We start from the raw sequence: 26773 nt of genomic DNA, 5'->3' as shown, positions 1-26773 counted from the left end.
TTCATGCCTTCGGCCAAAGCAGGCATAATACCGCGCCTTACCCATTCCAGTGGTTTTTCGCGCGTGTCCGGTGCCCCTTTGAACAAGACCTCGAACGTTGTCCGCCCCTCGGCGTGTCCGGGGTTGCTGCGTATCGTGCAGGCATTGGACGGGGGGATCTGCCGCATCAAACTGGCCGGTGGCGAACTGGGTGCCGACCAGGCCGAAGCGGTGGCCGAAGCCGCCGAGCGGTTCGCTCAGGGGACGATCGAGGCGACCAACCGCAGCAATCTGCAGATTCGGGGTATCGGTGAACGTCATCAGGCCTTGATCGAGCATTTGCTGCAGGCTGGCTTGGGTCCACGGGACGCAGCCGGTGACGACGTGCGCAATGTCATGCTCAGCCCCACCGCCGGCATCGACCCCCAACAGGTCGTCGACACGCGCCCACTGGCGGCCCAGGTCATCCACAGCCTGGAAACCGAGCCGCGCTTCCATGCGCTGTCGGCCAAGTTCGCGGTGCAGTTGCACGGCGGCGAGCGCCTGGCGATGCTCGAGCATCACCACGATCTGTGGCTGTCGGCCTTCGAACGTGATGGGCAATGCTGGTGGGCGTTCGGCCTGGCCGGCTGTCCCGGGAGCGACCCTGCCGTGGGCGCCGTGCCTTTTGACCAAGGCCATGCCCTGGTGGTGGCGGTGTTGGACCGCTTCCTCGAACTGGCGCGCCCTGAACACACGCGAATGCGCGATCTGCTTGCCGACGCCTTCTTCGCAGGCAGAGGGCTCAGCCGCCCGCCTCGCTCCCACAGGATCCTCGTCGCTGATACCAGCATGCCAGCCACCACAGCCAAGGCAGGCAAGATTGCTGCACCTGTGGGAGCGGGCTCTGCCCGCGAAGAGGCCGCCACTGACACTACCCAGGCATTCCTCAGCACCCTGGGTCTGCCTGTTTGCCCTGCACCACTGGGCAGGCCGCTGGCCACCTTCAAACTGGGCATCCAGCCACAGCGCCAAGCGGGCCTGAGCTTCATCTGCACCCTGGCTCCCCTGGGCCGGCTGACCCCGGCCATGCTGCGCGGCGCCGCCCAGCTCGCTCGCGAACACGGTAACGGCACCCTGCGCATGACCCCGTGGCAGGGCCTGCTGTTACCTGACCTGCGCGATCCCGAACCCGTGCTCCAGGCCCTGACCCAGCTGGGCTTCATCACCGGGCCGCAACAGCCCTTGGCGGCCATGATCGCCTGCACGGGCGCCAGCGGCTGTGCCAAGGGCCTGGCCGACACCAAGGCGGATGCCGTTCGCCTCGCCGCTTTGCTGCCTGCGCGGGCGCCGCTGAGCGTACATCTGAGCGGCTGCCCACGTTCATGCGCCGCGGCCCATGTCGCCCCGGCGACCCTGCTGGCCAGTAGCGCCGGCCATTATGACCTGTATCTGCGCGACGCCGAACGACCCGGATTCGGGACTCTGCTCGCGCGCCATCTTTCACTGGATGCGGCCGCTGCCCTGCTGCGCGACCGCTCACGGAGCGACACCCATGATTGACTACATCCGCGATGGTCAGGAGATCTATCGCAATTCCTTCGCCATCATTCGTGCCGAAGCGAAGCTGGATCAGATCCCCGCAGACCTGGAAAAGCTCGCCGTACGGGTCATTCACGCCTGCGGCATGGTCGATGTCGTCCAGGACCTGCGCTTCTCGCCCGGCGCCGGCAAAGCCGGCCGCGACGCCCTTGCCGCCGGCGCGCCGATCCTGTGCGACGCGCGCATGGTCGCCGAAGGCATCACCCGCGCCCGACTGCCTGCGAACAACCAGGTGATCTGTACCCTCAAGGACGACAGCGTGCCAGCCCTGGCCCAAGCCTTGGGCAACACCCGCTCGGCGGCTGCGCTGGAGCTGTGGCGGCCCCATCTGCAAGGCTCGGTCGTGGTCATCGGCAATGCGCCGACCGCGCTGTTCCACCTGCTCGACATGATCGATGCCGGCGCGCCCAAGCCCGCCCTGATCCTAGGCTTTCCAGTCGGTTTCGTCGGCGCGGCCGAGTCCAAGGCCATGCTGGCGGCGGACAGCCGTGGCGTGCCGTTCGTCATCGTCGAAGGCCGCAAGGGTGGCAGTGCCATGGCCGCCGCCGCGGTCAATGCACTGGCCACGGAGGTCGAGTGATGCAACCGCGTGGCCGTCTGCTGGGACTGGGCGTAGGCCCGGGCGATCCCGAACTGATCACCGTCAAGGCGCTGCGCCTGTTGCGCGAGGCGCCGGTGGTGGCCTATTTCGTCGCCAAGGGCAAGAAGGGCAATGCCTTCGGCATCATCGAGGGCCACCTGCAGGCTCTGCAAACCTTGCTGCCGCTGGTCTACCCGGTGACCACCGAGGCACTGCCCGCGCCGCTGTCCTATGAACAGGTCATCAGCGATTTCTACGACACCGCCAGCCTGGACGTCGCCGAGCACCTGGATGCCGGCCGCGACGTGGCGGTGATCTGCGAGGGGGATCCGTTCTTCTATGGCTCCTACATGTACCTGCACGACCGGCTCGCCGAACGCTATGAAGCCCAGGTGATCCCTGGCGTCTGCTCGATGCTCGGCGGTGCTTCGGTGCTGGGCGCACCCTTGGTGTATCGCAACCAGAGCCTCTCGGTGCTCTCGGGCGTGCTGCCGGCGGACGACCTCAAGCGTCGCCTGGCCGACGCCGACGCCGCCGTGATCATGAAGCTGGGCCGCAACTTTCCCAAGGTCCGCCAGGTGCTGATCGAACTGGGCCTGGCCGAGCGCGCCCTGTATGTCGAGCGCGCCACCATGGCCAACCAGAAGATCGTCCCCCTGGCCGAGGTCGATCCGACCTCGTCGCCCTATTTTTCCTTGATCATCGTTCCGGGTGAGAGGTGGCAAGGCTGATGAACGCCCCAGCAATCGTCATTCTCGGCAGCGGCGCCCTGACCACCGCGCGGCGCCTGCAGCAACTCTATCCACAGGCGCTGATCCACGGGCTGACCGAGCGCGTGACCGGTGTCGAGCGCAGTTATCAGGACTTCGGCGCTACCCTGCGTCAGTTGTATCGGCAGAACACCCCGATCATTGCCCTGTGCGCGGCGGGCATCGTCATCCGCTGCCTGGCGCCGCTCCTGCTGGAGAAGGGCGCCGAACCGCCGGTGCTGGCCGTGGCCGAAGATGGCAGCGCGGTGGTGCCGCTGTTGGGTGGCCTGGCCGGGGTCAACGTGCTGGCTCGCGAGATTGGCGCAGGCCTGGGGGTTGCGGCCGCGATCACCACCAGCGGCGAGCTGCGCTTCGGTACCTGCCTGCTCAACCCGCCCAGCGGCTATTCCCTGGCCGATCTGGAACTGGGCAAGCGCTTCGTTTCCGACCTGCTCGCCGGTGAGCGGGTGCGCGTCGAAGGCGCCGCGCCCTGGCTGGCCGACGCACGGCTGCCCGAAGACGCACAGGCGCGCCTGGCCATTCATGTTGGCAGCGAGGCGCGGGCACCGGTTGCCCACGAACTGCTCATCCATCCGCGCAACGTGCTGGTGGCGGTGAATTCAGCGTTGCCCCATTTGGCGGAGGCCGTGCGTGACGCACTGCAGGGCCGTCGTATTGCCCTGCCATCACTGGCGTGCCTGCTGGCGGACGAGGGTGCCATGGCCGATTCTGCGCTGCACGATGCTGCCGCCGACTTGGGCGTGCCGCTGCGGTTTGCCCCGGCACAAGGCTCGCTGGTGCAGATGGCCGGCCACGCGGTGCCGCAGTCGTCGCCCGTGGCGATCGGCGAACACATGGCAGTCGCCATGGCCGAGCAGCCACTGGACCTGTCGGGCATTGGCCGGCCGCGCGGACGTCTGGCCGTCATCGGCCTGGGCCCCGGCGCCGCCGACCTCATGGTCCCGGCGGTCAAGACGGAGCTGGCGCGTGCCAACGATATTCTGGGCTACGAGACCTACGTGCGCATGGCCGGCCCGTTCCGCGCCGATCAGGTGCTGCACTGCACCGACAATCGCGAAGAGATGCAGCGTGCCCGGCACGCCTTCGAATTGGCCGCTCAGGGTCGCTCGGTGGTGGTCGTGTCGTCCGGTGACCCCGGCGTGTTCGCCATGGCGGCTGCGGTGCTGGAAGCGCTGCACGAATCCGCCGACCCGAGTTGGCACGCGGTAGAGCTGCAGATGCTGCCAGGCGTCTCGGCCTCCCTGGCCACGGCGGCCCAGGCCGGCGCACCGCTGGGCCACGATTTTTGCGTATTGTCGCTGTCCGACAATCTCAAACCCTGGGCCATCATCGAGAAGCGCCTGGACCTGGCCTGTCAGGCTGATCTGGCCCTGGCGTTCTACAACCCGATTTCCCGCTCGCGGCCGTGGCAACTGGGCAAGGCGCTGGACATCGTTCGCCTGCATCGCACGCCTGCCACCCCCGTCGTGTTGGGCCGCGACATCGGCCGTCCCGGCCAGACCTTGCGGGTCATCACGCTGGGCGAGCTGACGCCTGAGCAAGTGGACATGCGCACCATGGTGCTGGTGGGTTCTTCCACTACCTGCACCTTCGCCAAGGCCGCAGGCGGCACCTGGGTATACACCCCTCGCTGGTACGGCACCAAGCCCTGATCTACAAACGAACACCAACCGCCGCCGAACGCCCCCTGTAGCAGCGGCGCAAGCCGCGTCCGGCCGCACCGCGCATTTCCTGACGTACCGCGTATGACGCCGACGCGGCTCGCGTCAGCCCTGTAGCAGCGGCGCAAGCCGCGTCCGGCTGCACCGCGCATTTCCTGACGTACCGCGTGTGACGCCGACGCGGCTCGCGCCGCTGCTACGGGGTCAGGGGGTTTTCAAAGGCGGCACGATGGCCTCGCGCTGTGAAGCCCAGTGCTCCACCAGTTCGCGCAATTGCGACATTTCGATCGGCTTGGCCATATGCCCGTCCATGCCGGCCTGGCGCGCCTGCTCCTTGTGCTCGCTGAGAATATGCGCGGTCAGCGCCACCACCGGTGTGCGCACGCGCTGGTTGCCCATTTCCCAGGCACGCAACTGACGGGTCGCCGAGAATCCGTCAAGAATCGGCATTTCACAGTCCATCAGTACCAGGTCGTAACGCTGGGCCTTCATCGCCTTCAGGGCTTCCTCGCCATTGCTGGCCGTGTCGGGATGCAGGTTGAGCTTGCCGAGCATGCCGCGGATCACCTTGGTGGAAATGTTGTTGTCTTCGGCCACCAGAATACGAAAGTCACCTGGCACATCGATAGGCGCCAGGTGGGCGGCAGCGAGTGGCGGTGCCTCGCTTTCTCCACGATGGCTGAGCTCGTCGGCCAGGGTAGTCTTGAGGGTGTACCCGGCCACCGGTTTGGCCAGGATGCGCTTGATCCCGGCATTGCGAGCGACCACCTTGCTCGGCGCATTGCTGATACCGGTCAGCATGATCAACAGAATGTCGTGGTTCAGGCTTGGATCTTCCTTGATCTTCGCGGCCAGTTGCATGCCGGTCATGCCGGGCATGTTCTGGTCCAGCAAGACCACGTCGAAATAGTCACGCAGGTGCGCCTTGGTTCGCAGCAAGGCCAAGGCCTCCTTGCCCGACGGCACGGAGCTGACATTCAGGCCCCAGGCACTGCACTGCTGCACCAGTACCTTGCGGCAGGTCTCGTTGTCGTCGACCACCAGCACCCGCGCGTTCTTGAGCGGCAGGTCGAGGTCCGAAGACGGTTGCTCGAGGCGTTGCGGATCCAGCGGCAGGGTCAGCCACAGGGTGCTGCCATGCTCGCTGCCGCTCTTGATGCCGAAATCTCCCTTCATCAACAGCACCAATTGGCGGGCGATCACCAGCCCCAGGTGCCCGCTCAGGCGGTTGCCGTCGAGCAGGTTGGTACTGCGCAATTCGGTGTGCAGCAGCGCTTCGCGTTCGGCGCCGGGCATTGGTTCGCCACTGTCCTGCACGGCGATGCGCAGGCGTGGGGTGGCGCTGCGCTGGTCGAGCGCCACCACCAGCAGGATCTCGCCCTGGTCGGTCTTCTTCAGCGCGTTGTCCAGCAGGCTCAGCAGCGCCTGGCGCAGGCGTGTCGGATCACCACTGATGACTCGCGGAACCTGAGGCTGGGTAAAACTGATCAACTCGATGTTCTGCTGCTCGGCCTTGGCGCGAAAGATGTTCAGGCAGTCTTCGATCAGGGCGTGCAGGTCGAACTGCACATCGTCCAGTTCGATCTGCCCGGATTCGATCTTGGAGATGTCGAGGATCTCGTTGATCAGACCGAGCAGCTCGTTGCCGGCACTGTGGATGGTCTGCACGTAGTCGCGTTGCTTGACCGACAGCGGTGTGCCCAGCAACAGTTCGGTCATGCCCAGGACGCCGTTCATGGGGGTGCGGATCTCGTGGCTGAGCTTGGCCAGGAATTCCGCCTTGGCGTTGATCTCGGCGGTGCTGGCCGCCAGTTGCCGGCTGGCGCTGAAGCGATCCTCGCTGATGCTGCGCAGGCGCTGGGTCAGCGCGGCGTTGAGGATCACCCCGCCCACCATGGCAAACCCGAGCAAGGTGAAAATCAGCCACTGCGAAGGTGTGCGGGTCAGGCCCAGCAGCGCCGGCAACACCACCAGGCACCCCAGGTTGCACACCAGCAGCCCCAGGCAGAAGGTGCGTGCCGGGCGATAGCCCTGCAGCCAGTGCCAGATGCCGATCATCAGCATGGTCATGCTGGTCAGGGCCAGCAGGCCGTAGGCGAAGAAGTTGAACGGCAGGCCGTCGATGAACAGCAACAACAGCCCACACAGGGCGATCAGGGCAACCTCGGCCTTGATGATGCGGTTGGAGCGCTGATGGCCGCGCACGGCGAAGAAACGCAGGCAGAACATCAGCCCGGTCATCGATGCCAGCAGCAGCGCGCTGTAGGCTGCCGGTGTACGCGCTGCCGGCCACAGCGAAACCCAGGGCCCGGTGAAGTTGAACAGGATCAGGGCCGAGGCCAGCAGGCAGGCCTGGGAGCAGGCCAGCCACAGGCTGCTGCTGGAGCGGCGATGGGCGAAGCACATCAGGTTGTGCAGGATGAGCATGGCAACGCAGCCCAGCAGCAGCCCGAACAGCAACGGCTCCCGTTGATCGGCGGCCGCTGCGGAAGAGGATTGCAGAACGATGCTGGGGCGGATCTGGTGTTCGGAGGCGATACGCAGGTACACGTCGAGATGTTTCTGGCTCACCGGCAAGGTCAGCAGATGGTCGCTGCTGGCCAGCGGCGCCTCGGTGTTGGCATCGGTGTCCGACGACACACGCCTGATCAGCGTGTCGGCGTCGAGCACATAGAAATCCAGGGCCTTCAGGTCAGGGCAGAAAATACGCAGCAACAATTCCTGGTCGGTCGGCGGCAGGCGATAGTGCAGCCACAACGCGCCGTTGGGCCCGGCCGCGTTGACCTGACGCAGTTGCACCGGGGCGAACTGGTTCTGGAAGCGTTCGGAGCGCACGTCGCCCAACTGCAGCCGGCCGTCTTCGTCCATCAACATCGACCAGCCGCCCACCGACTCTGCCTGGGCGCCGAGCACACAGAGCAGGGCCAGCAGGCCGGCGGTGAATCCTATGGCAGTCCTGAGCCAGCGCAAGGCGAAATCCCTTCGTAGATGAATGCCTGATTATAGCCGCGTGCGCCATGAAACGTGTGTCGGGGGCTTGAAGCCCCCGACAGTCACCACGCTTATTTGCCGCTTTCGCGGGCAATGGCCCGGTAGCCGATGTCATGGCGATAGAAACAACCCTGCCAATCGATCTTCGCGGCCAGCGCATAGGCCTGGCGCTGCGCGGCGCCGACGCTGTCGCCCAGTGCCGTGGCGCACAGCACGCGGCCACCGGCGGTGACGACCTGGCCGTCCTTGAGTGCGGTGCCAGCATGGAACACCTTGCCGGTCTCGGCAGCCGCTGCGTCCAGGCCGCCGATCGCATCACCCTTTGCATAGTCACCCGGATAGCCACCCGCCGCCAGCACGATGCCGACACTCGGCCGTGGGTCCCACTGAGCCTCGACCTTGTCCAGCGCCTGGGCGAAAGCCGCTTCGATCAGCAGGATCAGGCTCGACTGCAGGCGCAGCATGACCGGTTGGGTTTCGGGGTCGCCGAAACGGCAGTTGAACTCGATGACCTTGGGGTTGCCGGCCTTGTCGATCATCAGCCCGGCATAGAGAAAACCGGTGTAGACATTGCCTTCTTCCGCCATGCCGCGCACGGTCGGCCAGATGACCTGATCCATGACCCGCTGGTGAACCTCGGCGGTCACCACCGGGGCAGGGGAGTACGCACCCATGCCGCCGGTGTTCGGGCCGCTATCGCCGTCGCCCACGCGCTTGTGGTCCTGGCTGGTGGCCATGGGCAGCACGTTCTTGCCATCGACCATGACGATGAAGCTGGCTTCCTCGCCGTCGAGGAATTCTTCGATGACCACCCGCGAACCCGCGTCACCGAAGGCGTTGCCGGCGAGCATGTCGCGTACGGCGTCTTCGGCTTCCTGCAGGGTCATGGCAACGATCACGCCCTTGCCCGCAGCCAGGCCATCGGCCTTGATCACGATCGGCGCACCTTTTTCACGCAGATAGGCCAGTGCCGGCTCGATCTCGGTGAAATTCTGGTAATCGGCGGTAGGAATCTTGTGCCGCGCGAGGAAATCCTTGGTGAAGGCTTTCGAACCTTCGAGCTGGGCCGCGCCTGCGGTGGGGCCGAAACAGTCCAGGTTGCGCGCGCGGAACAGGTCGACCACGCCAGCCACCAGCGGCACTTCAGGGCCGACGATGGTCAGCGAAACGTTCTGTTCGGCGAAGTCCGCCAGTTGCTCCAATGCCAGCACGTCGATAGCGACGTTCTCGCACTTGGCCTCGGTGGCGGTACCGGCATTGCCCGGTGCCACGAAAACTTTCTGGACCCGTGGGTCCTGGGCGACTTTCCAGGCCAGCGCATGCTCGCGCCCGCCGCTGCCGATGATCAATACGTTCATGGTTCAAAACCTCGGTAAAGCGGAATTCTAGGGGTGTTCGCGGTATGCCGCGCAACGGCCTGACGCGGCTCGCGCCGCTGCTACAGGGGCGGCGTACCCGTGAAACATCACTGTAGGAGGCCGCATCTTCAATGCGGCCGTCGCCGAATCAGTGGCGGAAGTGGCGCATGCCGGTAAATACCATGGCGATGCCGGCTTCGTCAGCGGCCGCAATCACCTCGGCATCGCGCATCGAGCCGCCCGGTTGGATCACGGCGGTGATGCCCACCTTGGCGGCATTGTCCAGGCCGTCGCGGAACGGGAAGAACGCATCCGACGCCATGACCGAGCCCTGCACCTGCAAGCCGGCATGTTCAGCCTTGATCGCCGCGATGCGCGCCGAATTCACCCGGCTCATCTGGCCGGCACCGACGCCGATGGTCTGGCGGTTCCTGGCGTACACGATGGCGTTGGACTTCACATACTTGGCGACTTTCCAGGCAAAGATCAGGTCATGGATTTCCTGCTCGCTGGGCGCCCGGCGCGTGACTACCTTGAGGTCATCGGCACCGATCATGCTGATGTCGCGGCTCTGCACCAGCAGCCCACCGTTGACGCGCTTGTAGTCCCACGCCTCGGCACGCTCGGCCGACCACTGCCCGCAGGCCAGCAGGCGCACATTGGCCTTGGCCGCCACGATGGCGCGGGCTTCCTCGCTGACGCTCGGGGCAATGATCACTTCGACGAACTGACGCTCGACGATGGCCTTGGCAGTGGCCGCATCCAGCTCGCGGTTGAAGGCAATGATGCCGCCGAACGCCGATTCGGTATCGGTGGCGTAGGCCAGTTCGTACGCCTGACGGATGCCGCCCTCGGCGTCCGGGCACACGGCCACGCCGCAGGGGTTGGCATGCTTGACGATGACGCAGGCCGGCTTGACGAAGCTCTTCACGCACTCCAGGGCGGCGTCGGTATCGGCCACATTGTTGTAGGACAGCTCCTTGCCCTGCAGCTGGGTTGCCGTGGCAATGCCCACTTCGGCCGGCTGCGCCTCCACATAGAATGCCGCTTTCTGGTGCGGGTTCTCGCCGTAGCGCATCTCCTGCGCCTTGACGAACTGGCTGTTGAAGGTCCGCGGAAACTCGCCGCGGCCTTCGGTGCCCAGACGCTCGCCGGTCTGGTCGATGGTGCCCATGTAGTTGGCGATCATGCCGTCGTACGCGGCGGTATGTTCGAACGCCTTGAGCATCAGGTCGAAGCGCTGCGCGTAGGTCAGGCCGCCGGCCTTGAGCCCGGCCAGCACCTGGGCATAGTCACCGGCGTTGACCACGATGGCCACGTCCTTGTGGTTCTTCGCCGCGGAACGGACCATGGTCGGCCCGCCGATGTCGATGTTCTCGATGGCCGTGGCCAGGTCGCAGCCAGGCTTGGAAATCGTCGCCTGGAAGGGGTAGAGGTTGACCGCCACCAGGTCGATCGGCTGGATGCCGTGCTCGGCCATGATCGCGTCGTCGGTACCGCGACGGCCGAGGATGCCGCCATGGATCTTCGGATGCAGGGTTTTCACGCGGCCGTCCATCATCTCGGCGAAGCCGGTGTAGTCGGCCACTTCCACGGCGGCCACGGCGTTGTCGCGCAGCAGCTTGAAGGTACCGCCGGTGGACAGGATCTCGACGCCAAGGGCTTCCAGTTCGCGGGCGAATTCAACGATTCCGGTCTTGTCGGAAACGCTGATCAAGGCGCGGCGGATCGGCAGGCGGGTGGTCTGGTCGGTCATCACGATTTCCATCTTCAAAGCGTAGAAGTCAACAAAAAAGGCGAACCGCTGGGTCGCCTTTTCTGGTTTGAATGCTTCGGTTACAGCAGGTCGTACTGCTTGAGTTTCTTGCGCAGGGTGCCTCGATTCAGGCCCAGCATCTCGCTGGCCTTGGTCTGGTTGCCCTTGACGTGGTTCATGACGCTTTCAAGCAGGGGAGCTTCGACTTCGGACAGCACCAGGTTGTACACGTCCGTGACGGAGGCGCCTTCGAGGTGGGCAAAGTAGTTGTGCAACGCCTTCTCGACACTGCCGCGCAGGGTCTGGCCCTCTTCGCTCGGCGTGTTCAGATGCTGCTTGAGGTTTACATTGTCGCTCACAGGCGTTGTTCCACTCACTAAAGTCTCGCTCATCATCGTCATGCGGCCACCTCTTTCGCGTCCCTTTCACCAAGGCTTCTATAGCGCTCGCCGAAAAACTCGCGAACGTTGGCGCATTGCTCTTGCGTCTCTTGCAGCCCATTGAAATGGCTGCGAAATTCACGCCCGCCAGGCTGTGTACACAGGTACCAGCCAACATGCTTGCGGGCGATGCGCACGCCCATCACATCACCGTAAAAGGCGTGCAGGGCCTGCAGATGTTCCAGCAGAATGCTTTCCACTTCACTCAACCGCGGTGCCGGCAGCAGCTCGCCGGTGCGCAGGTAATGCTCGATCTCCCGGAAGATCCAGGGCCGACCCTGGGCCGCGCGCCCTATCAGCAAGCCGTCGGCACCGGTCGCCTGCAGTACCTGCCGGGCCTTGTGCGGTGAATCGATGTCGCCATTGGCGAAGACCGGGATGGACACCGCCTGCTTGATCGCAGCGATGGTGTCGTATTCGGCTTCGCCGGTGTAGAGGTCGGCGCGTGTGCGACCGTGCACCGCCAACGCGGCAATGCCCGACTGCTCGGCAATCTTTGCAACAGCGATGCCATTGCGGTTGGAGCGGTCCCAGCCCGTGCGAATCTTCAAGGTCACCGGTACATCCACGGCGGCCACCACAGCTTCCAGAATCTGCGCCACCAGCGCTTCGTCCTTGAGCAAGGCAGACCCCGCTGCCTTGTTGCACACCTTCTTCGCCGGGCAGCCCATGTTGATATCGATGATCTGCGCCCCGGCCTCCACGTTCGCCCGTGCCGCCTGGGCCAGCATCTGCGCGTCCCCTCCGGCGATCTGCACCGAGCGTGGCTCGGGATCGCCCTCGTGGACCATGCGCAGGCGGGACTTGCGGCTGTTCCACAGGCTCATGTCGCTGGTGACCATTTCCGACACCACCAGGCCTGCGCCCAGGCGCTTGCACAACTGACGAAAGGGCTGGTCGGTAACCCCGGCCATGGGGGCCAGGATCAGCGAGTTGCTCAAGGTGTATGGGCCGATGCGTACCGCCGACATAGGACTTCCCTGTTGTGGGGCCGGATCATGAGAGTTCGAAAAAGGGTTGGCATAATACCCGCTCTCGATGACGGGTTAAAGATAGATTTGGATAAAATCTGAACAGTTATCTGCCCGCGCGGACAGCTTTGAACGGGCGCAGTCCACCCTTGCCCCAGAGCATCTGGCTATTCGGGCGAGCGGAAACTGAGGCTGTAATTGACCGCCGAAGGGCCTGGGTCGAGGATGTCCAGGGCAATGTGGATGGGCGTTTGCGGCGGCATCTCGGCCTTGCCGGCCAACTCGCCGTCGAGGTATTCGCTGGGCTTGAAGCGACGGCTGGCGATCAACTGGCCATTGAGGTCGGCAAAGCGCAGCTCCAGCAACGGAAAAGGCTGCGCGAACGCCGCGCGGTTGTAGATGATCGCATCCACCACCAGCGCCCCGGCGAACTCGGGATGGCTGCGCACCACCAGGTTGCTGCTTTTTACCAGGGCAATATCGACCTTGGCCGGCACACTGCAGCCTATAACGGGGCACAGCTGCTGGAACAGCGGGCGGTACTGGTCCTGACGGGCCAGTTCGGCGAAATGGTAGACCACGTACTGCACGCCCAGGCCCAACGCGGCAACGATCGCCAGGCCCAGCCACAACAGACGCTTGCCCCAGTGCGAGCGGGGCTTCTCCCAGGCCAGTTGCATCGGCTCGTCCAGCAGGTCGGCCAGATCGTCCTCATCCCGCACGGCAGGTTCATTGCGGGTTGCCTGGCCCTTGCGAGTGCTGGTGGCGGCAGCAAGAGGCGGCTCGTCTCGATCATGCTCGTCGAGTGCCGATAACCGGCCGTGGCCATCCACCGACGGCTCGTCATCGACGTGGGCCTGGTCGAGGGCCTCGGAATGGGAAAACGAAGGCTCGGTCCGCTTGGCAGGTGTCGGCGCTTGGTCTTCGTCCAGTGCCGGCAGCCGTTCGATGATCGGTGGCAAGGCCGCCGCATCGGTATCGGCGTCGTCCCGGCGCGCGCTCAGGCTGTCCATTCTGGGAGTGTCACCCAACTCGAGCCGATCCAGGTCTATGTCACCATTGGTCCACGGCCGCGGAGCCAGCTCCGGCGGTCTGGGCAAATTGGCCGGGGTCAGGGTCGCGCTCTGTTCGAGCAGCTGTCGGGCCGCATTGAAGACCTGCAGGCAGGAGCCGCAGCGAACCACGCCGCGCGCCACGCTCAGTTGGTTGTGGCTGACACGGAAGCTGCTTTGGCAATGCGGGCACTGGGTGACGAAACTCTCGCTCATGCGCAGGTCCTGGTAGGGCCGGGGGACATTCTGGATGGGGCTCAGCGGCGACGGCCGCTGATGCGTACCCAGCCGTCACGGTTGGCAATCGGATCCAGCTCGAAGTCCTGTGCGTAGGCTGCCGCGACTTCTTCGCCCTGTTCGGCGAGGATGCCGGACAGCGCCAGCAGTCCGCCAGGCCGGACCAATCCGCTGAGCTGGGGTGCGAGGCTGACCAGGGGACCTGCAAGAATGTTGGCGACCAGCACATCGGCCTGCTGAGCGGGGAGGTCGGCAGGCAGGTACACCGGGAAGCGATCGTCGGCAATGCCATTGCGCTGGGCGTTGTCGCGTGAAGCCTCCAGCGCCTGCACATCGATGTCGGTGCCAACCGCCTGACGCGCGCCCAGCAGCAACGCAGCGATGGCCAGAATGCCCGACCCGCAGCCGAAATCCAGCACCTGCGTGTCCTGCAGCTGCTGCCCGTCCAGCCATTCCAGGCACAGTGCCGTGGTCGGATGGGTGCCGGTGCCGAACGCCAGGCCTGGGTCCAGCAGCAGGTTGACCGCCTCGGGTTCCGGGGCCTGGTGCCAGCTGGGCACGATCCACAAACGGCGGCCGAAGCGCATGGGCTGGAAATTGTCCATCCAGCTGCGCTCCCAGTCCTGGTCCTCGATCACTTCGGCGTGATGCTCGGGCAGGGCGGCGTCGGTCAACAACTGCAAGTGGGCGAAGACTGCGCCGGCGTCGGTGTCGGCTTCGAACAGCGCCAGCAAGTGGGTGTGCGACCAGAGCGGCGTGGTATTGAGTTCGGGCTCGAAGATCGGCTGGTCTTCGGCATCCATGAACGTCACGGACACGGCACCGACTTCCAGCAGGGCGTCTTCATAGGTTTCGGCTTGTTCTGGGCTGATGGCCAGACGGACTTGCAGCCAAGGCATGGCGGGCACCTTCGATCTAAACGGGGGGCGCAGCACGTTCGCTGCGACAAGCGCGCCAGTTTACGCGAGGACAGGCGCGAGGACCAAAAAAAACCCGGCTCGAAAGCCGGGTCGTTTTTACATCTACACCTTCACGTCGCCAACCGAATCACTTCTGACCGGCCAGCTTGTGTTCCAGGTAGTGGATGTTGACGCCGCCCTTGCAGAAACCTTCATCGCGCACCAGGTCGCGGTGCAGTGCGATGTTGGTCTTGATGCCATCCACGATGATCTCGTCCAGGGCGTTGCGCATACGGGCCATGGCCTCGTCGCGGTCCTTGCCCCAGGTGATCAGCTTGCCGATCAGCGAGTCATAGTTCGGCGGTACCGCATAGCCACTGTACAGGTGCGAATCGACGCGAACGCCATTGCCGCCCGGTGCGTGGAAATGCTTCACGGTGCCGGGGCTCGGAATGAAGCTCTTCGGGTCTTCGGCGTTGATCCGGCACTCGAGCGAGTGACCGCGAATGACCACGTCGTCCTGGGTGAACGAGAGCTTGTTGCCGGCGGCGATGCTGAGCATCTCCTTGACGATGTCGATACCCGTGACCATCTCCGATACCGGATGCTCTACCTGCACGCGAGTGTTCATCTCGATGAAGTAGAACCGGCCGTTTTCGTAGAGGAACTCGAAGGTACCGGCGCCGCGGTAGCCGATCTCGATGCAGGCCTTCACGCAACGCGCCAGGACTTCCTCGCGCGCTGCTTCGTCGATGCCCGGTGCCGGTGCTTCTTCCAGCACCTTCTGGTGCCGGCGCTGCAGCGAGCAGTCACGGTCGCCCAGGTGGATTGCCTGGCCCTGACCGTCGGACAACACCTGGACTTCCACGTGACGCGGGTTGGTCAGGAATTTTTCCAGATACACCATCGGGTTGCCGAACGCGGCACCGGCTTCGGTGCGGGTCAGCTTAGCCGAGGCGATCAGGTCTTCTTCCTTGTGCACCACGCGCATGCCGCGACCACCGCCGCCGCCAGCGGCCTTGATGATCACCGGATAGCCGACTTCACGGCCGATGCGCAGGGCCTCTTCCTCGTCTTCGGGCAGCGGGCCATCGGAGCCGGGCACCGTCGGTACGCCCGTTGCGATCATCGCGTGCTTGGCCGACACCTTGTCGCCCATCAGGCGAATGGTTTCTGCAGTCGGGCCAATGAAGGCGAAACCGGATTTCTCGACCTGCTCGGCGAAGTCCGCGTTCTCGGCGAGAAAGCCGTAGCCTGGGTGAATGGCAGTAGCGCCAGTCACTTCGGCCGCGGCAATGATCGCCGGGATATGCAGATAGGACAGGTTGGCAGGCCCCGGCCCGATGCACACCGACTCGTCAGCCAGGCCAAGGTGCATGAGCTCCTTGTCGGCCTTGGAGTAGACGGCAACGGTCTTGATGCCCAGCTCTTTGCAGGCACGCAGGATCCGCAAGGCGATTTCGCCGCGGTTGGCGATCAGAACTTTTTCCAACATCGCAGGCTCTCCGCTGGTCAAACGATGGTGAACAGCGGCTGGTCGTACTCAACCGGCTGACCGTCTTCTACCAGGATCGATTCGATCACACCGCTGGTTTCAGCTTCGATGTGGTTCATCATTTTCATTGCTTCGACGATGCACAGGGTATCGCCTTTCTTGACCGTCTGGCCTACTTCGGCAAAGGCCGGCGAGGCTGGCGACGCCTTGCGGTAGAAGGTGCCGACCATCGGCGAACGGGCCACGGTGCCGTTGAGCTTGGCAGCCACAGGCTCGGCCGGGGCGGCAGGTGCTGCGGCGACGGGCGCTGCGGCAGGCGCGGCCATCGGCGCCGGTGCATAGTACTGCTGGGCCGGGGTCTTGCTGTGACGGCTGATCCGTACGGATTCTTCGCCTTCCTTGATTTCCAGCTCGTCGATGCCGGACTCTTCCAGCAGCTCGATCAGTTTCTTGACTTTACGAATATCCATCAATCATCAACTCCCAAGGGTCGGTCAGGGGCGTTCAGTAGGTGTTCTTGCCATGCGCCTTTCGAAGAAGGCTGCAAACACTCATGTGCCGTTGAAAAGGGCCGAGTGACGGCGAAAATTCTCGAACGTGCCGGTGAAAAATACGCACGTCGAACAGTGGGATGCTCATCGACAGCAGCGCGTCACGTCAGGGGTGACATCGGTCATGAAAAGCTGTCGAGTCATGTCCATTTCAAGCGGTGTCTCGCCTTCGGCTTCACGGGCAAAGCGGGCGAACTATGCCGGAAACCTCAGGCGTATGTCCAGTTAAGCGCAATAGCCCGCACGTTGTCCGATGTTTGCGCAAAATTTGTGACTCGCTTGTCGGTTTCGGTCACCACCCGAGTCATGGATTGCCAGCGGGAGGTATTTTCCCGAGGAACGTTGCCGCATCGACTTCACCGACGACACGTGAGGCTGCCTGTTCATTGCCGTTGCCGTCGAAGAACAGCAATGCGGGCGGCCCGAACAGCTTGAAGCGATCGAGCAGGGCACGCTGTTCCGCGTTGCTCTGGGTGATGTCCAGGCGCACCTTGCGGTAACCCTGCAGCCCTGCGATCACCTGCGCATCGGTCAGCACTTCATGCTCGATGACCTTGCAGCTGATGCACCAGTCGGCATACCAGTCCAGTACCAGCGGTTGCCCGGCGGCAGTTGCCTGGCGCAGTGCCAGCTCGAAGCCTTCGGTGGTGGTGACCGTCTGCCAGGCGTCCTGCGCAGCCGTCGGGGCAGTCGCTGGCGCACCGGTCGTGGCCGGGCACGCCAGCGGCTGGAACGGATCGGATTGGCCGCTCAAAGCGCCGTGCCAGCATGCCAGGGCATAAAACACGAAGGCCAGCCCGAGCACCTGTTGCAGACGCTGGCGCGCAGGTTTGGCCACCCACTCCAGAGCCCCCATGAACACACCGATGCCGGCTGCCAGCAGGCCGATCAGCAGCAGGGTCACGCTGCCTGGCAGCACCCGAGCGAGCAGGGCGATGGCCAGGCCCAGCAGCAAGACGCCAATGGCATTTTTCACGGTCACCAGCCACGGCCCGCTTTTGGGCAGCCAGGCCGCGCCACCGGTAGCCACCAGCAACAACGGCGCGCCCATGCCCAGACCCAGTGCAAACAGTTTCAGTCCGCCCCCCAGGGCATCGCCGCTGGCGCTGATATAAAGCAGCGCACCGGCCAGCGGCGCCGATACGCACGGCGACACCAGCAGGCTCGACACTACCCCCAGCACGGCGGCTCCCCACAGCGAGCCGCCCTTGGCATTGCCGGCCACGCGGTCGAGGCGCTGGCTCACGGCAGCCGGCAGTTTGAGCTCGAACAGGCCGAACATGGCCAGCGCGAATACCACGAAGAACAGGGCGAACGGCACCAGCACCCACATCGACTGCAGCCGTGCCTGCAGGTTGAGTTCGGCGCCGAACTTGCCCATCAGCGCACCCAACAGGGCGAAACAGACGGCCATCGGTAGCACATAGGCCAGCGACAGGCTGAAGCCGCGCAGCCCGCCCACCTGCCCGCGCAGCACCACACCGGACAAGATTGGCAGCATCGGCAGCACGCAGGGCGTGAAGGTCAGGCCGATACCGGCCAGAAAGAACAATGCCAATTCATGCCATTGCCAGCCTCCCGAGGCCCCGGCATCGCTCGCCACCGGGGCAGCCTGGCCGATGCCAGGTACGGAAAGGCGCTGGGTTTCCGGTGGGTAGCACAGGCCTTTGTCGGCGCAGCCCTGGAAGCCTACAGCCAGGGTGAAGGCGCGCGAGTCTCCGGCGGGGCGAGGGATCTTCACGTCGAGAATGCCGTGGTAGACCTCGACATCGCCGAAATACTCGTCGTGTTTCTGCTCGCCGGCCGGCAGTTGCGCGGCCCCCAGCGCGATGTCGGCAGGCTCGGCCTTGAATTCGAAGCGATGGCGGTAGAGATAGTAGCCTTCGGCAATCACGAAGCGCAGGGTGATGTCCTGCGCAGAAGCCTCTACCTGTTCGAGTTGGAACGCCTGGACGACCGGCAGGAAGTCGGCGCCGTTGTTCAGCGAAGCGCCGCCCAGAGTGGCGCTGGGCCGTGCGTCGAGCAGGCCGGAAGCCGCGACGGGCAGTGCGAAAACCAACAACAGGAGGCAAAGCAGGCGGCGCATGACAGTTCTCGAACAGCAATTGAGCGCGCATCATACTGGAGCGATGCGGTACTGCCGAATCGCCAGGGCCCGATTTCATGTAACAGGATGGGTCGCCCAGATAGGGTCGCCCGGATAAGGTCGCCCGGATAGGGTCGCCCAGTCCGCTACAAGCCCTAGACCCTGAACGCCTGCACCGCCGTGCGCAATTCGCCACCCAGACGCAACAGATGCTCGCCCTGCGCGCGCCCTTGGCCGATGCGCAGCAGGTTGTCTTCACCCAAGCCATGGATGCGCTCGCCGTGCTCGCGAATCTCGCCCACGGCACCGCTCTGCTGCGCGGTTGAATCAGCGATGCGCACGGCGGTGGCAGAGATGGTCTGGATGGCCGCGACGATCTGCGCCAGCGCCCCGTCCGCTGCCTGAGCCTGGCTGGCCGTCGCCTGGGCATGAACGACCTGGGCGCGCATGCCGTGCACGGACTCGCGCGCCGCCGTCTGCAGGTTGCCAATCAAGCTCTGGATCTGATGGGTCGCCCCGGTCGTGCGCGACGCCAGCGAACGGACCTCTTCGGCAACCACCGCGAAGCCGCGGCCCATTTCTCCAGCACGCGCCGCTTCGATTGCGGCATTGAGGGCCAGCAAGTTGGTCTGGTCGGCGATCGAGCGGATAACGGTCAGCACGCCACCGATGGTGGCCGACTCCTCGGCAAGCTGCTCGATCATCTGCGCGTTGCCCTGCACTTCACCCACCAGCGCATGCAGCCCTTTGAGGCTCTGCCCGATGACATGCTGGCCATGCTCCACCGCTTCGCCCGCCGATCGGCTGGCCGCAGCTGCCTGGCTGGCATCGTCCGCCACTTGGCCGATGGTTGCCTCCAGCTCGCCCAGCGCATCGCGAATCTGTGCGGTGTCGCCGGCCTGACGCAGTGCCCCCTGGTGCAGGCCACCGCTGAGTTCGGCCAGTTGGTGACTGCTGCCGGCCACTTGCTCGGCGTTCTGGCGAATGGTGCCGACCAACGCGACCAGATACAGGCGCAAGCGGTTCAGAGACGCTTCGATGGCCTGTAATTCATGGTTGGTACGGCCCAGAGCGACGGGCTTGGCGAAATCCCCCTCGGCCCAGGTCGACAGGGCTGGATCCAGGCGGGTCAGCGCACCGGCCAGGCGGCGCTGCATGCGGTCGATGAGCAAGGCGATCAACAGGATCAGGCCGATCATGGCCCCTTGCAGCAAACGCACTTCACTCTGGATTCTGGCGTGCTCCCCACGCACGGCCGGTTCCAGTTCGCCCAGGCCATGCTGGACTGCGCCGATGCGTTGCTGGGCGGCATCGGCCAGTTCGGTACGCCGCTGGATCAGCTCGCGGGTACGGCCCAGTTCGGCCGGATAGCGCGTCAGCAAGCTGGCCAGCTCACGCTTGAGGTCCACGCCATCATCCTGAGCCTCGCCGGTGTTTTCGTTCTGCAAACCCATCAGCGCCGCAAAGTCATCGGCCCCCGACGCGGTGGAGCTGGCCACCCCCAGCAGCGGCAGGCTTTGCAGCGTGTCGGCTTGGGCCCTGATGCCGGCGAGTTCGCGCTCGACGTCCGCAGCCAGTTCGCTGCGCCCGCTGCTGATCATCTTCTCGCGTGCCAGGGACAGTTTTGCCAGGTGCTGGCTGGCAGGCAGCAGTGCCGCTTGATAGGGCCCGTTGCTCGCGGCATACCGAGCCAGTTGTTCCAACGTACCGCCCAGCTCGCGCTCGGCCTGCACCAGCAGCGCCTGTGGATCGCCCGCCAGCTTGCCGGCAGCCAGCAACTGCTCGGCAGTGAACGTGCTCAGCGCATCGACGTCGCTGCGCAATGGGCCGTTCAGTTCACTGGGCAGGGCGGCGATCCCTTCACGCAGCCGCATCAGGCTCTGGGTCGCTTCGGCATGGCGCAGCGCATCGCCGCTGTTAAGGTAATCCTGGACGTTGCGCACGACGTCGTCCTGAAACTGCCGGGACAATTGCAGGTAGCGCTCCATCAACAGATAGGGCTTTTCCAGCGCCCGTTGCGACCACCACAGCGTTGCCGCCAGGGCGGTGCACACGGCGACCAGCAGCAGGGTGTTCAGATTGGTAAGCAGTTTCAGGCGCATGGGGGCACTACCAGCAGCGAAATGGTCAGTGCGTGAAGGTAGGGACGGTCTGTTACAAGCGCGTGACTTCAACGTGAAAAAGATGGCACATGGCCTGTATTTTCGGTTGGCCATTGAATTCGACGCTCAGACACATCCGGATGTCTTTACCGCGACTGCGACATGCCAATGCATCCTTTATAGTGACGATACTGCTTTGCCTGGAAAACTTTGCCCATGGGAGGCACGTTAGCCGGGTGGCGAGGTCAGAACCCATGAATTCCGCGATAGAAAGGACATAAGCCATGCTGGACTGGAAGAATCGTGCGGGCAACGGCGCAGCGCGCGAGCGTGCCGACACCAGTGGCGGCCCACGCAGCCATGTCAAGAGCCTGCTGCTGAGCAAGGCCGTGCTGGGTGCGCTGGCTGTCTATCTGGTGGTGACCCTGTTGCTGGGCTGGTACTGGAGCGAAGAGCCCGAACTGTTCCCGGTGCAGCAGAATGCCCAGTCGGCCGCACAACGTGACGGCCGTCAGATGGTGGTCGGCTACACCACGGTGGAAACCCTCAAGACAGTGGCATCGACACTGCTGAACAAGCCGGGTGGCTACATTTCCAACGACCGCTTTCCGCCTGGCTTGTGGATGGACAACATGCCCAGCTGGGAATACGGCGTACTGGTCCAGGTCCGCGACCTGAGCCGTGCGCTGCGCAAGGACTTCGCTCGTTCGCAGTCGCAGTCCGCCGAAGACGCCGACCTGGCCCGCGCCGAGCCGCGCTTCAACTTCGACAACAAGAGCTGGGTGCTGCCTTCCAGCGAGTCCGAGTTCCAGGAAGGTATCAACCTGCTTACCCGCTACCAGAATCGGCTGTCCGATCCTAGCCAGACCAACGCATTGTTCTACACCCGTGCCGACAACCTGAACAACTGGCTGGGCGACGTCGGTACGCGCCTGGGCTCGCTGTCGCAGCGTTTGTCTGCCAGTGTCGGTCGCGTCAAGCTGAACACCACGCTCAAGACCGAAAGCGTGATTGCAGGCCAGGCGCCGCAGGTCGACGAGGAAATCGTCGAGACACCGTGGATGCAGATCGACAACGTGTTCTACGAGGCACGCGGTCAGGCCTGGGCGCTGTCGCATCTGCTGCGCGCTATCGAAGTCGACTTTGCCGATGTGTTGGCGAAGAAGAATGCAACCGTCAGCGTGCGCCAGATCATCCGTGAACTGGAGGCGTCCCAGGCACCAGTGTGGAGTCCGATGATTCTCAATGGCAGCGGTTTCGGCATGTGGGCGAACCACTCGCTGGTGATGGCCAACTACATCTCGCGGGCCAACGCCGCCGTCATCGACCTGCGCCAACTGCTGTCGCAGGGCTGAAGACATGCCGATCTCGACCCAGGAGGTCGAACATCGTGCAGCGTCCGATGCCGAGTCGATCGCCTGGGTCGACGAGTCCGATCAGCTGCTGGGGACCTTGCCCAGGTCAGAGCTGCGCGAACGTGGGCTGATCGGCCGCGGCACCTACATCCTCCTGTTCAACAGCCAGGGCGAGCTGTGCGTGCACCGGCGCACCTTGAGCAAGGCGATCTACCCTGGCTACTGGGACGTGGCCGCCGGTGGCATGGTGCAGGGTAACGAGACCTACATCGAATCAGCCGCGCGCGAACTCGAGGAAGAACTGGGTGTGCGTGGCGTCCAACTGACTGCACACGAGCATTTTCTGTTCGACCAGCCGGGCAACCGAGTCTGGTGTGCGGTGTTCTCCGCGGTCTGGGATGGCCCGCTGGAGCTGCAGCCCGAGGAAGTGCTGGAGGCCCGGTTCGTCCCGGTCCAACAGGCTCTGGATGAAAGCACCACCGAGCCCTATTGCCCCGATTCCCTGGCTGCATTGCTGCGATTCCTGACCTGCCGGGACAACGCCTGACTCCGCGCACCATCATGTAGGAGCGGCCATCGGCCGTGAATCACACGACGCGGCTCGCCTGATACACCACGCTGTGCTTTTCGCGACCGCTGACCGCTCCTACGTGCATCCCCTGCACCCTGTAGGAGCGGTCATCGGCCGCGAAACGGGCATCGCGGTATTACCTGTACAGCCTCGCACTTCATGAAATCATCCGATCCTCGGCAATTGCCTCCACCAGGCACTTAGCATGCACCCGGTTTCCCGCTAAACTGCTCGGCCTGATCCACTTCACATGAGGCATGCCGGTGGCCAAGAAAGCCGCATCCTTCGCCGCCCTCGGCGGCCTGGTGTTCTCCACCGACAGCGGTCGGCATTGTCCGGACTGCCGTCAGCCCATCGACGCCTGCACCTGCAAGCAAACGGCCGTGGCCGAGGGCGACGGCATCGCCCGTGTGCGGCGCGAAAGCAAAGGTCGCGGCGGCAAGACCGTGACCACCATCACCGGTGTCCCACTCCCGGCCGATGCGCTCAAGGAGCTGGCGACCACCCTCAAGCGCCGTTGCGGCACAGGCGGTGCGTTGAAAGACGGCGTCATCGAAATCCAGGGCGACCATGTCGAGCTGCTGCTCGCCGAGCTGGTCAAGCAGGGCTTCAAGGCCCGCAAGTCCGGTGGTTGAGCCGCACACCCTGTAAACTTGAAGTACTCGCCGGGGTCTACCCCAGCAGGCGCAGCAATCGTCATCTTTACCCTCTACACTGCGCAGGGCCCCACGGCCCGCGACAACCGACTTTTTTCATAGGGGACCTCGATGTCCGTACGACGCACACGTAAAGACGATGGCAGCCAATGGACCGTGGCCGACAGCCGCAGCGTTTATGGCATTCGCCACTGGGGCGCTGGTTATTTCGCCATCAACGAGGCCGGCCGTGTCGAGGTTCGTCCGAACGGCCCGGACAGCTCGCCGATCGATCTTTACGAGCAGGTCGACCAACTGCGCAAGAGCGGCCTGTCGCTGCCGCTGCTGGTGCGCTTCCCCGATATCCTGCAAGACCGCGTACGCCAGCTGACCGGTGCCTTCGATGCCAACATCGCTCGCCTGGACTACCAGAGTCGCTACACCGCGCTGTATCCGATCAAGGTGAACCAGCAGGAAGCGGTGGTGGAAAACATCATCGCCACCGAAGGCGTGTCGATCGGCCTGGAAGCCGGCTCCAAGCCGGAGCTGCTGGCCGTGCTGGCCCTGGCGCCCAAGGGCGGGACCATCGTCTGCAACGGCTACAAGGACCGCGAATTCATCCGCCTGGCCCTGATCGGCCAGAAGCTGGGTCACAACGTCTTCATCGTCATCGAGAAAGAGTCCGAAGTGGCGCTGGTGATCGAAGAGGCGGCCGAGCTCAAGGTCAAGCCGCAGATCGGTCTGCGCGTGCGCCTGTCGTCCCTGGCTTCGAGCAAGTGGGCCGACACCGGCGGTGAGAAATCCAAGTTCGGCCTGTCTGCCGCCCAGTTGCTGTCGGTCGTCGAGCGCTTCCGCGAAGCGGGCGTGGACCAGGGCATCCGCCTGCTGCACTTCCACATGGGCTCGCAGATTGCCAACCTGGCGGACTACCAGCACGGCTTCAAAGAAGCCATTCGCTATTACGGCGAGCTGCGTTCGCTGGGCCTGCCGGTCGATCACATCGATGTGGGCGGCGGCCTGGGTGTCGATTACGACGGCACTCACTCGCGCAATGCCAGCTCGATCAACTACGACATGGACGACTACGCCGGTGTCGTGGTGGGGATGCTCAAGGAGTTCTGCGATGCCCAGGGCATGCCGCATCCGCACATCTTCTCGGAGAGTGGCCGCTCGCTGACTGCGCACCACGCCATGCTGGTGGTGCAGGTCACCGACGTCGAGCGTCACAACGACGAAGTGCCCGAGATCGTCGACAAGCAAAGCCTGCCCGAAACCCTGCAGTGGCTGGTCGATCTGCTGGGTCCGACCGACATCGAGATGGTCACTGAAAACTACTGGCGCGCGACCCACTACATCAGCGACATCGCGGCGCAGTACGCCGACGGCAAGGTCACCCTGGCGCAGAAGGCCCTGGCCGAACAGTGCTACTTCGCTGTGTGCCGCCGCCTGCACAACTCGCTCAAGGCCCGTCAGCGCTCGCATCGCCAGGTGCTGGACGAGCTCAACGACAAGCTCGCCGACAAGTACATCTGCAACTTCTCGGTGTTCCAGAGCCTGCCCGATACCTGGGCCATCGGCCAGGTACTGCCGATCCTGCCGCTGCACCGTCTCGACGAAGAGCCGCTGCGCCGTGCCGTACTGCAGGACCTGACCTGCGATTCCGACGGCAAGATCAAGCAGTACGTCGATGAACAGAGCATCGAAACCAGCCTGCCGGTGCACGCCGTCAACCAGGGCGAGGATTACCTGCTGGGTATCTTCCTGGTCGGCGCGTACCAGGAGATCCTCGGTGACATGCACAACCTGTTCGGTGACACCGACTCGGTGAACATCTATCAGCGCCAGGACGGCAGCGTCTACAGCGCCGGCATCGAAACCCACGACACCATCGAAGACATGCTGCGCTACGTGCATCTGTCTCCCGAAGAGTTGATGACGCATTACCGCGACAAGGTTGCCAGCGCCAAGATCACCGCGCGCGAACGCACCCAGTACCTGGACGCCTTGCGCCTGGGCTTGACGCGTTCTTCGTACCTGTCGTCGTAACGAGTGGGTCTGGTTGCCCGGCTCCTCGCGCTCGCCGCCCTGCTGGGGCTGCTAGGCGCTTGTTCCGGGCTGCACACTCTGGATGCCGTGACGGCGTCCGGCGGCTACCAGCTCACGCAGGGCGTAGCCTACGGCGCCGATCCGCGGCAGAAGCTGGACGTGTACCGCCCCACTCGACCACTGCCGGAAACTCCGGTTGTGGTTTTTTTCTATGGGGGTACCTGGAACAGCGGCGAGCGAGGCGACTATCGTTTTGTCGCCCAGGCGTTGGCCGCCCGTGGGTTGCTGGTGGTGGTCGCCGACTACCGCCTCTATCCACAGGTGCGCTATCCCAGCTTTCTCGAAGACGGCGCCGATGCCGTTGCCTGGACCTATCGAAACATTGCTCGGTACGGTGGCGACGTTCGCCGTCTGTTCGTGATGGGCCACAGCTCCGGCGGCTATAACGCGGCCATGCTTGCCCTCGATCCGCAGTGGCTGCGTAAAGCCGGGGTCCCCGCCAATGCGCTGCGCGGCTGGATCGGCCTGGCCGGCCCCTATGATTTCTTGCCGATCGAGAATCCCGAAGCCAAGCCGGTATTCTTCTTCCCCGATTCACCGCCCCAATCGCAACCTATCAACCAGTCTCTGGCAGGCTCGCCCCCGGCACTGTTGATCGCCGCCACGCACGACAGCACCGTCGACCCCGTGCGCAATAGTGAGGGCCTGGCCCGCCGACTGCGCGCCGCCGGCGTCCCCGTGCAGGAGCGCTATTACCGGCGCCTGAACCACCGCACCCTGATCGCCTCCTTTGCCTGGCCACTGCGCTGGCTGGCACCCGTGCTGGAGGACGTCGAGCGGTTCGTCAAGGCCAAGCCTGAAACAGCGGAAGTCCGTTTGCGCGAATAGATGAATCTTGCCGGTTCGCCGCAGACGTTATTGTCAGATTTTATTATGGTAGATACTGAAAGCGCGGCGTGCAGAGGTCATTGAGCCAGAGCCTGGCGCGTTTCAGGGTGAGGGCGGAATTTTACAGTTGCAAGAGCCTTGCAAGCAGTATCCAAGCATTCTGCTATTATCAAAAGTCCATATGGAAAAAGCCCGCTCTATGGCAGGCTTTTTCTGTGAGGTCAAAGGCTCACTGGTATTTATCTTCGATCTTGCGCTTTTCTAGTGTGTAGGCTTTCAGATCGATCTCATTGGTGGTGAGTTTGGAGTCAAGCTCATTCATGTCACGTTTTCTCAAACTGGCGACATGCTCTCTGCTAGCGTGATAGTTCAAAGTTTCGGCAGCGTCGTAGCCGCTGACCGGGTCCCATAGAATGGACGCTGGCCACAGAAGCAGGTTGACGACGCCCCAGCCATAGGCGCGGCCATAAAACGACCCACCGCCAGGCAATAGGCCAAGGCCGGCACCGAGGACGGGTTGTTTGACTTCCACGGCGAGGTTTTTGGCGCGGAGCATGGCAAGTTCGGATTGCTGGGTGGAGTTGAGTCCGCTCGCGCAGCCAGTGGTCAATACGATGAGCGTGGCGGCAAACAAACTGCGAAGTGTAGGCATCCCTATTTCCTTATTTACGGATTTCCAATCGATAGTGAAGTGGAAGGCGGCGTAGTCTATAGGCAGGATATAAATATGTATCGCTTGTCAGCGTGATTTTAACTAATGGTTACAGTT

General features: G+C 63.9%; 21 protein-coding genes. 9 read left to right on the top strand and 12 right to left on the bottom strand.

The features are described 5' to 3' along the window. Nucleotides 1–3: 3 nt before the first annotated feature. The 4 genes from cobG to cobJ are packed head-to-tail and all read left to right on the top strand — an operon-like array spanning nucleotide 4 to nucleotide 4562. Nucleotides 4–1521, top strand: a complete 1518-nt coding sequence (cobG, locus tag H7993_RS18610) for a precorrin-3B synthase (RefSeq protein ID WP_185795281.1) — start codon at nucleotides 4–6, stop codon at nucleotides 1519–1521. After that, entirely contained in the window at nucleotides 1514–2140 is a 627-nt protein-coding gene (locus tag H7993_RS18605; RefSeq protein ID WP_122796485.1) for a precorrin-8X methylmutase, read from the top strand. The genes cobG and H7993_RS18605 overlap by 8 nt, the downstream gene beginning before the upstream one ends. Continuing rightward, a complete protein-coding gene (locus H7993_RS18600; protein WP_185795280.1) occupies nucleotides 2140–2871 on the top strand; it encodes a precorrin-2 C(20)-methyltransferase in 732 nt (243 codons plus the stop codon). The genes H7993_RS18605 and H7993_RS18600 overlap by 1 nt, the downstream gene beginning before the upstream one ends. Then, complete coding sequence (gene cobJ, locus H7993_RS18595; protein WP_185795279.1) at nucleotides 2871–4562, top strand: precorrin-3B C(17)-methyltransferase; 1692 nt, start codon at nucleotides 2871–2873, stop codon at nucleotides 4560–4562. The genes H7993_RS18600 and cobJ overlap by 1 nt, the downstream gene beginning before the upstream one ends. Nucleotides 4563–4775: 213 nt before the next feature. Here the strand turns inward: cobJ and H7993_RS18590 are convergent, their stop codons facing one another. From H7993_RS18590 to H7993_RS21015, 11 genes are all read right to left on the bottom strand, one after another. Then, nucleotides 4776–7541: a hybrid sensor histidine kinase/response regulator gene (locus tag H7993_RS18590; RefSeq protein ID WP_185795278.1), complete on the bottom strand. Its 2766-nt coding sequence runs from the start codon at nucleotides 7539–7541 to the stop codon at nucleotides 4776–4778. A 92-nt stretch (nucleotides 7542–7633) separates the two neighbouring features. Beyond that, entirely contained in the window at nucleotides 7634–8920 is a 1287-nt protein-coding gene (gene purD / locus H7993_RS18585) for a phosphoribosylamine--glycine ligase (RefSeq protein WP_185795277.1), read from the bottom strand. Nucleotides 8921–9068: 148 nt separating this feature from the next. Beyond that, complete coding sequence (purH, locus tag H7993_RS18580; protein WP_185795276.1) at nucleotides 9069–10676, bottom strand: bifunctional phosphoribosylaminoimidazolecarboxamide formyltransferase/IMP cyclohydrolase; 1608 nt, start codon at nucleotides 10674–10676, stop codon at nucleotides 9069–9071. A gap of 80 nt (nucleotides 10677–10756) precedes the next feature. Beyond that, a complete protein-coding gene (gene fis, locus H7993_RS18575; protein WP_049861977.1) occupies nucleotides 10757–11077 on the bottom strand; it encodes a DNA-binding transcriptional regulator Fis in 321 nt (106 codons plus the stop codon). Next, a complete protein-coding gene (gene dusB, locus H7993_RS18570) occupies nucleotides 11074–12087 on the bottom strand; it encodes a tRNA dihydrouridine synthase DusB (RefSeq protein ID WP_185795275.1) in 1014 nt (337 codons plus the stop codon). Before dusB ends, fis begins: the two co-directional genes overlap by 4 nt. Before the next feature lie 167 nt (nucleotides 12088–12254). Further along, nucleotides 12255–13355 (bottom strand): DUF3426 domain-containing protein, encoded by a 1101-nt coding sequence (locus H7993_RS18565; protein ID WP_185795274.1) that lies wholly within the window; start codon nucleotides 13353–13355, stop codon nucleotides 12255–12257. Nucleotides 13356–13396: 41 nt separating this feature from the next. Further along, complete coding sequence (prmA, locus tag H7993_RS18560; RefSeq protein WP_122480309.1) at nucleotides 13397–14275, bottom strand: 50S ribosomal protein L11 methyltransferase; 879 nt, start codon at nucleotides 14273–14275, stop codon at nucleotides 13397–13399. 148 nt (nucleotides 14276–14423) lie between these two features. Further along, entirely contained in the window at nucleotides 14424–15770 is a 1347-nt protein-coding gene (gene accC, locus H7993_RS18555) for an acetyl-CoA carboxylase biotin carboxylase subunit (protein WP_122480308.1), read from the bottom strand. 17 nt (nucleotides 15771–15787) lie between these two features. Beyond that, complete coding sequence (gene accB, locus H7993_RS18550; protein WP_122480307.1) at nucleotides 15788–16240, bottom strand: acetyl-CoA carboxylase biotin carboxyl carrier protein; 453 nt, start codon at nucleotides 16238–16240, stop codon at nucleotides 15788–15790. Nucleotides 16241–16625: 385 nt separating this feature from the next. Further along, on the bottom strand, nucleotides 16626–18407 hold the full coding sequence (locus H7993_RS18545; protein WP_185795273.1) for a protein-disulfide reductase DsbD: 1782 nt from the start codon (nucleotides 18405–18407) through the stop codon (nucleotides 16626–16628). A gap of 155 nt (nucleotides 18408–18562) precedes the next feature. Next, the gene (locus H7993_RS21015; RefSeq protein WP_425312035.1) at nucleotides 18563–19564 is read right to left on the bottom strand and encodes a methyl-accepting chemotaxis protein; all 1002 of its coding nucleotides are present in this window, start codon (nucleotides 19562–19564) and stop codon (nucleotides 18563–18565) included. A gap of 1229 nt (nucleotides 19565–20793) precedes the next feature. Between H7993_RS21015 and H7993_RS18535 the strand changes: the two genes are divergently transcribed. The 5 genes from H7993_RS18535 (at nucleotide 20794) to H7993_RS18515 (ending at nucleotide 26004) form a co-directional block, all read left to right on the top strand. After that, the gene (locus H7993_RS18535; protein ID WP_185795271.1) at nucleotides 20794–21864 is read left to right on the top strand and encodes a DUF2333 family protein; all 1071 of its coding nucleotides are present in this window, start codon (nucleotides 20794–20796) and stop codon (nucleotides 21862–21864) included. Between the two features lie 4 nt (nucleotides 21865–21868). Continuing rightward, nucleotides 21869–22411: an NUDIX hydrolase gene (locus H7993_RS18530; RefSeq protein ID WP_122480303.1), complete on the top strand. Its 543-nt coding sequence runs from the start codon at nucleotides 21869–21871 to the stop codon at nucleotides 22409–22411. A 287-nt stretch (nucleotides 22412–22698) separates the two neighbouring features. Continuing rightward, a complete protein-coding gene (locus H7993_RS18525) occupies nucleotides 22699–23070 on the top strand; it encodes a translation initiation factor Sui1 (protein ID WP_185795270.1) in 372 nt (123 codons plus the stop codon). A 132-nt stretch (nucleotides 23071–23202) separates the two neighbouring features. Further along, nucleotides 23203–25116: an arginine decarboxylase gene (speA, locus tag H7993_RS18520; protein ID WP_122480302.1), complete on the top strand. Its 1914-nt coding sequence runs from the start codon at nucleotides 23203–23205 to the stop codon at nucleotides 25114–25116. A gap of 3 nt (nucleotides 25117–25119) precedes the next feature. Next, the gene (locus tag H7993_RS18515) at nucleotides 25120–26004 is read left to right on the top strand and encodes an alpha/beta hydrolase (protein WP_425312034.1); all 885 of its coding nucleotides are present in this window, start codon (nucleotides 25120–25122) and stop codon (nucleotides 26002–26004) included. A gap of 229 nt (nucleotides 26005–26233) precedes the next feature. Here the strand turns inward: H7993_RS18515 and H7993_RS18510 are convergent, their stop codons facing one another. Continuing rightward, entirely contained in the window at nucleotides 26234–26656 is a 423-nt protein-coding gene (locus tag H7993_RS18510) for a hypothetical protein (RefSeq protein ID WP_185795269.1), read from the bottom strand. Nucleotides 26657–26773 lie beyond the last annotated feature (117 nt).

The sequence above is a fragment of the Pseudomonas baltica genome, assembly GCF_014235765.1.
GTDB classification, from domain to species: domain Bacteria; phylum Pseudomonadota; class Gammaproteobacteria; order Pseudomonadales; family Pseudomonadaceae; genus Aquipseudomonas; species Aquipseudomonas baltica.
This window is presented reverse-complemented; position numbering and strand designations above follow the sequence as displayed.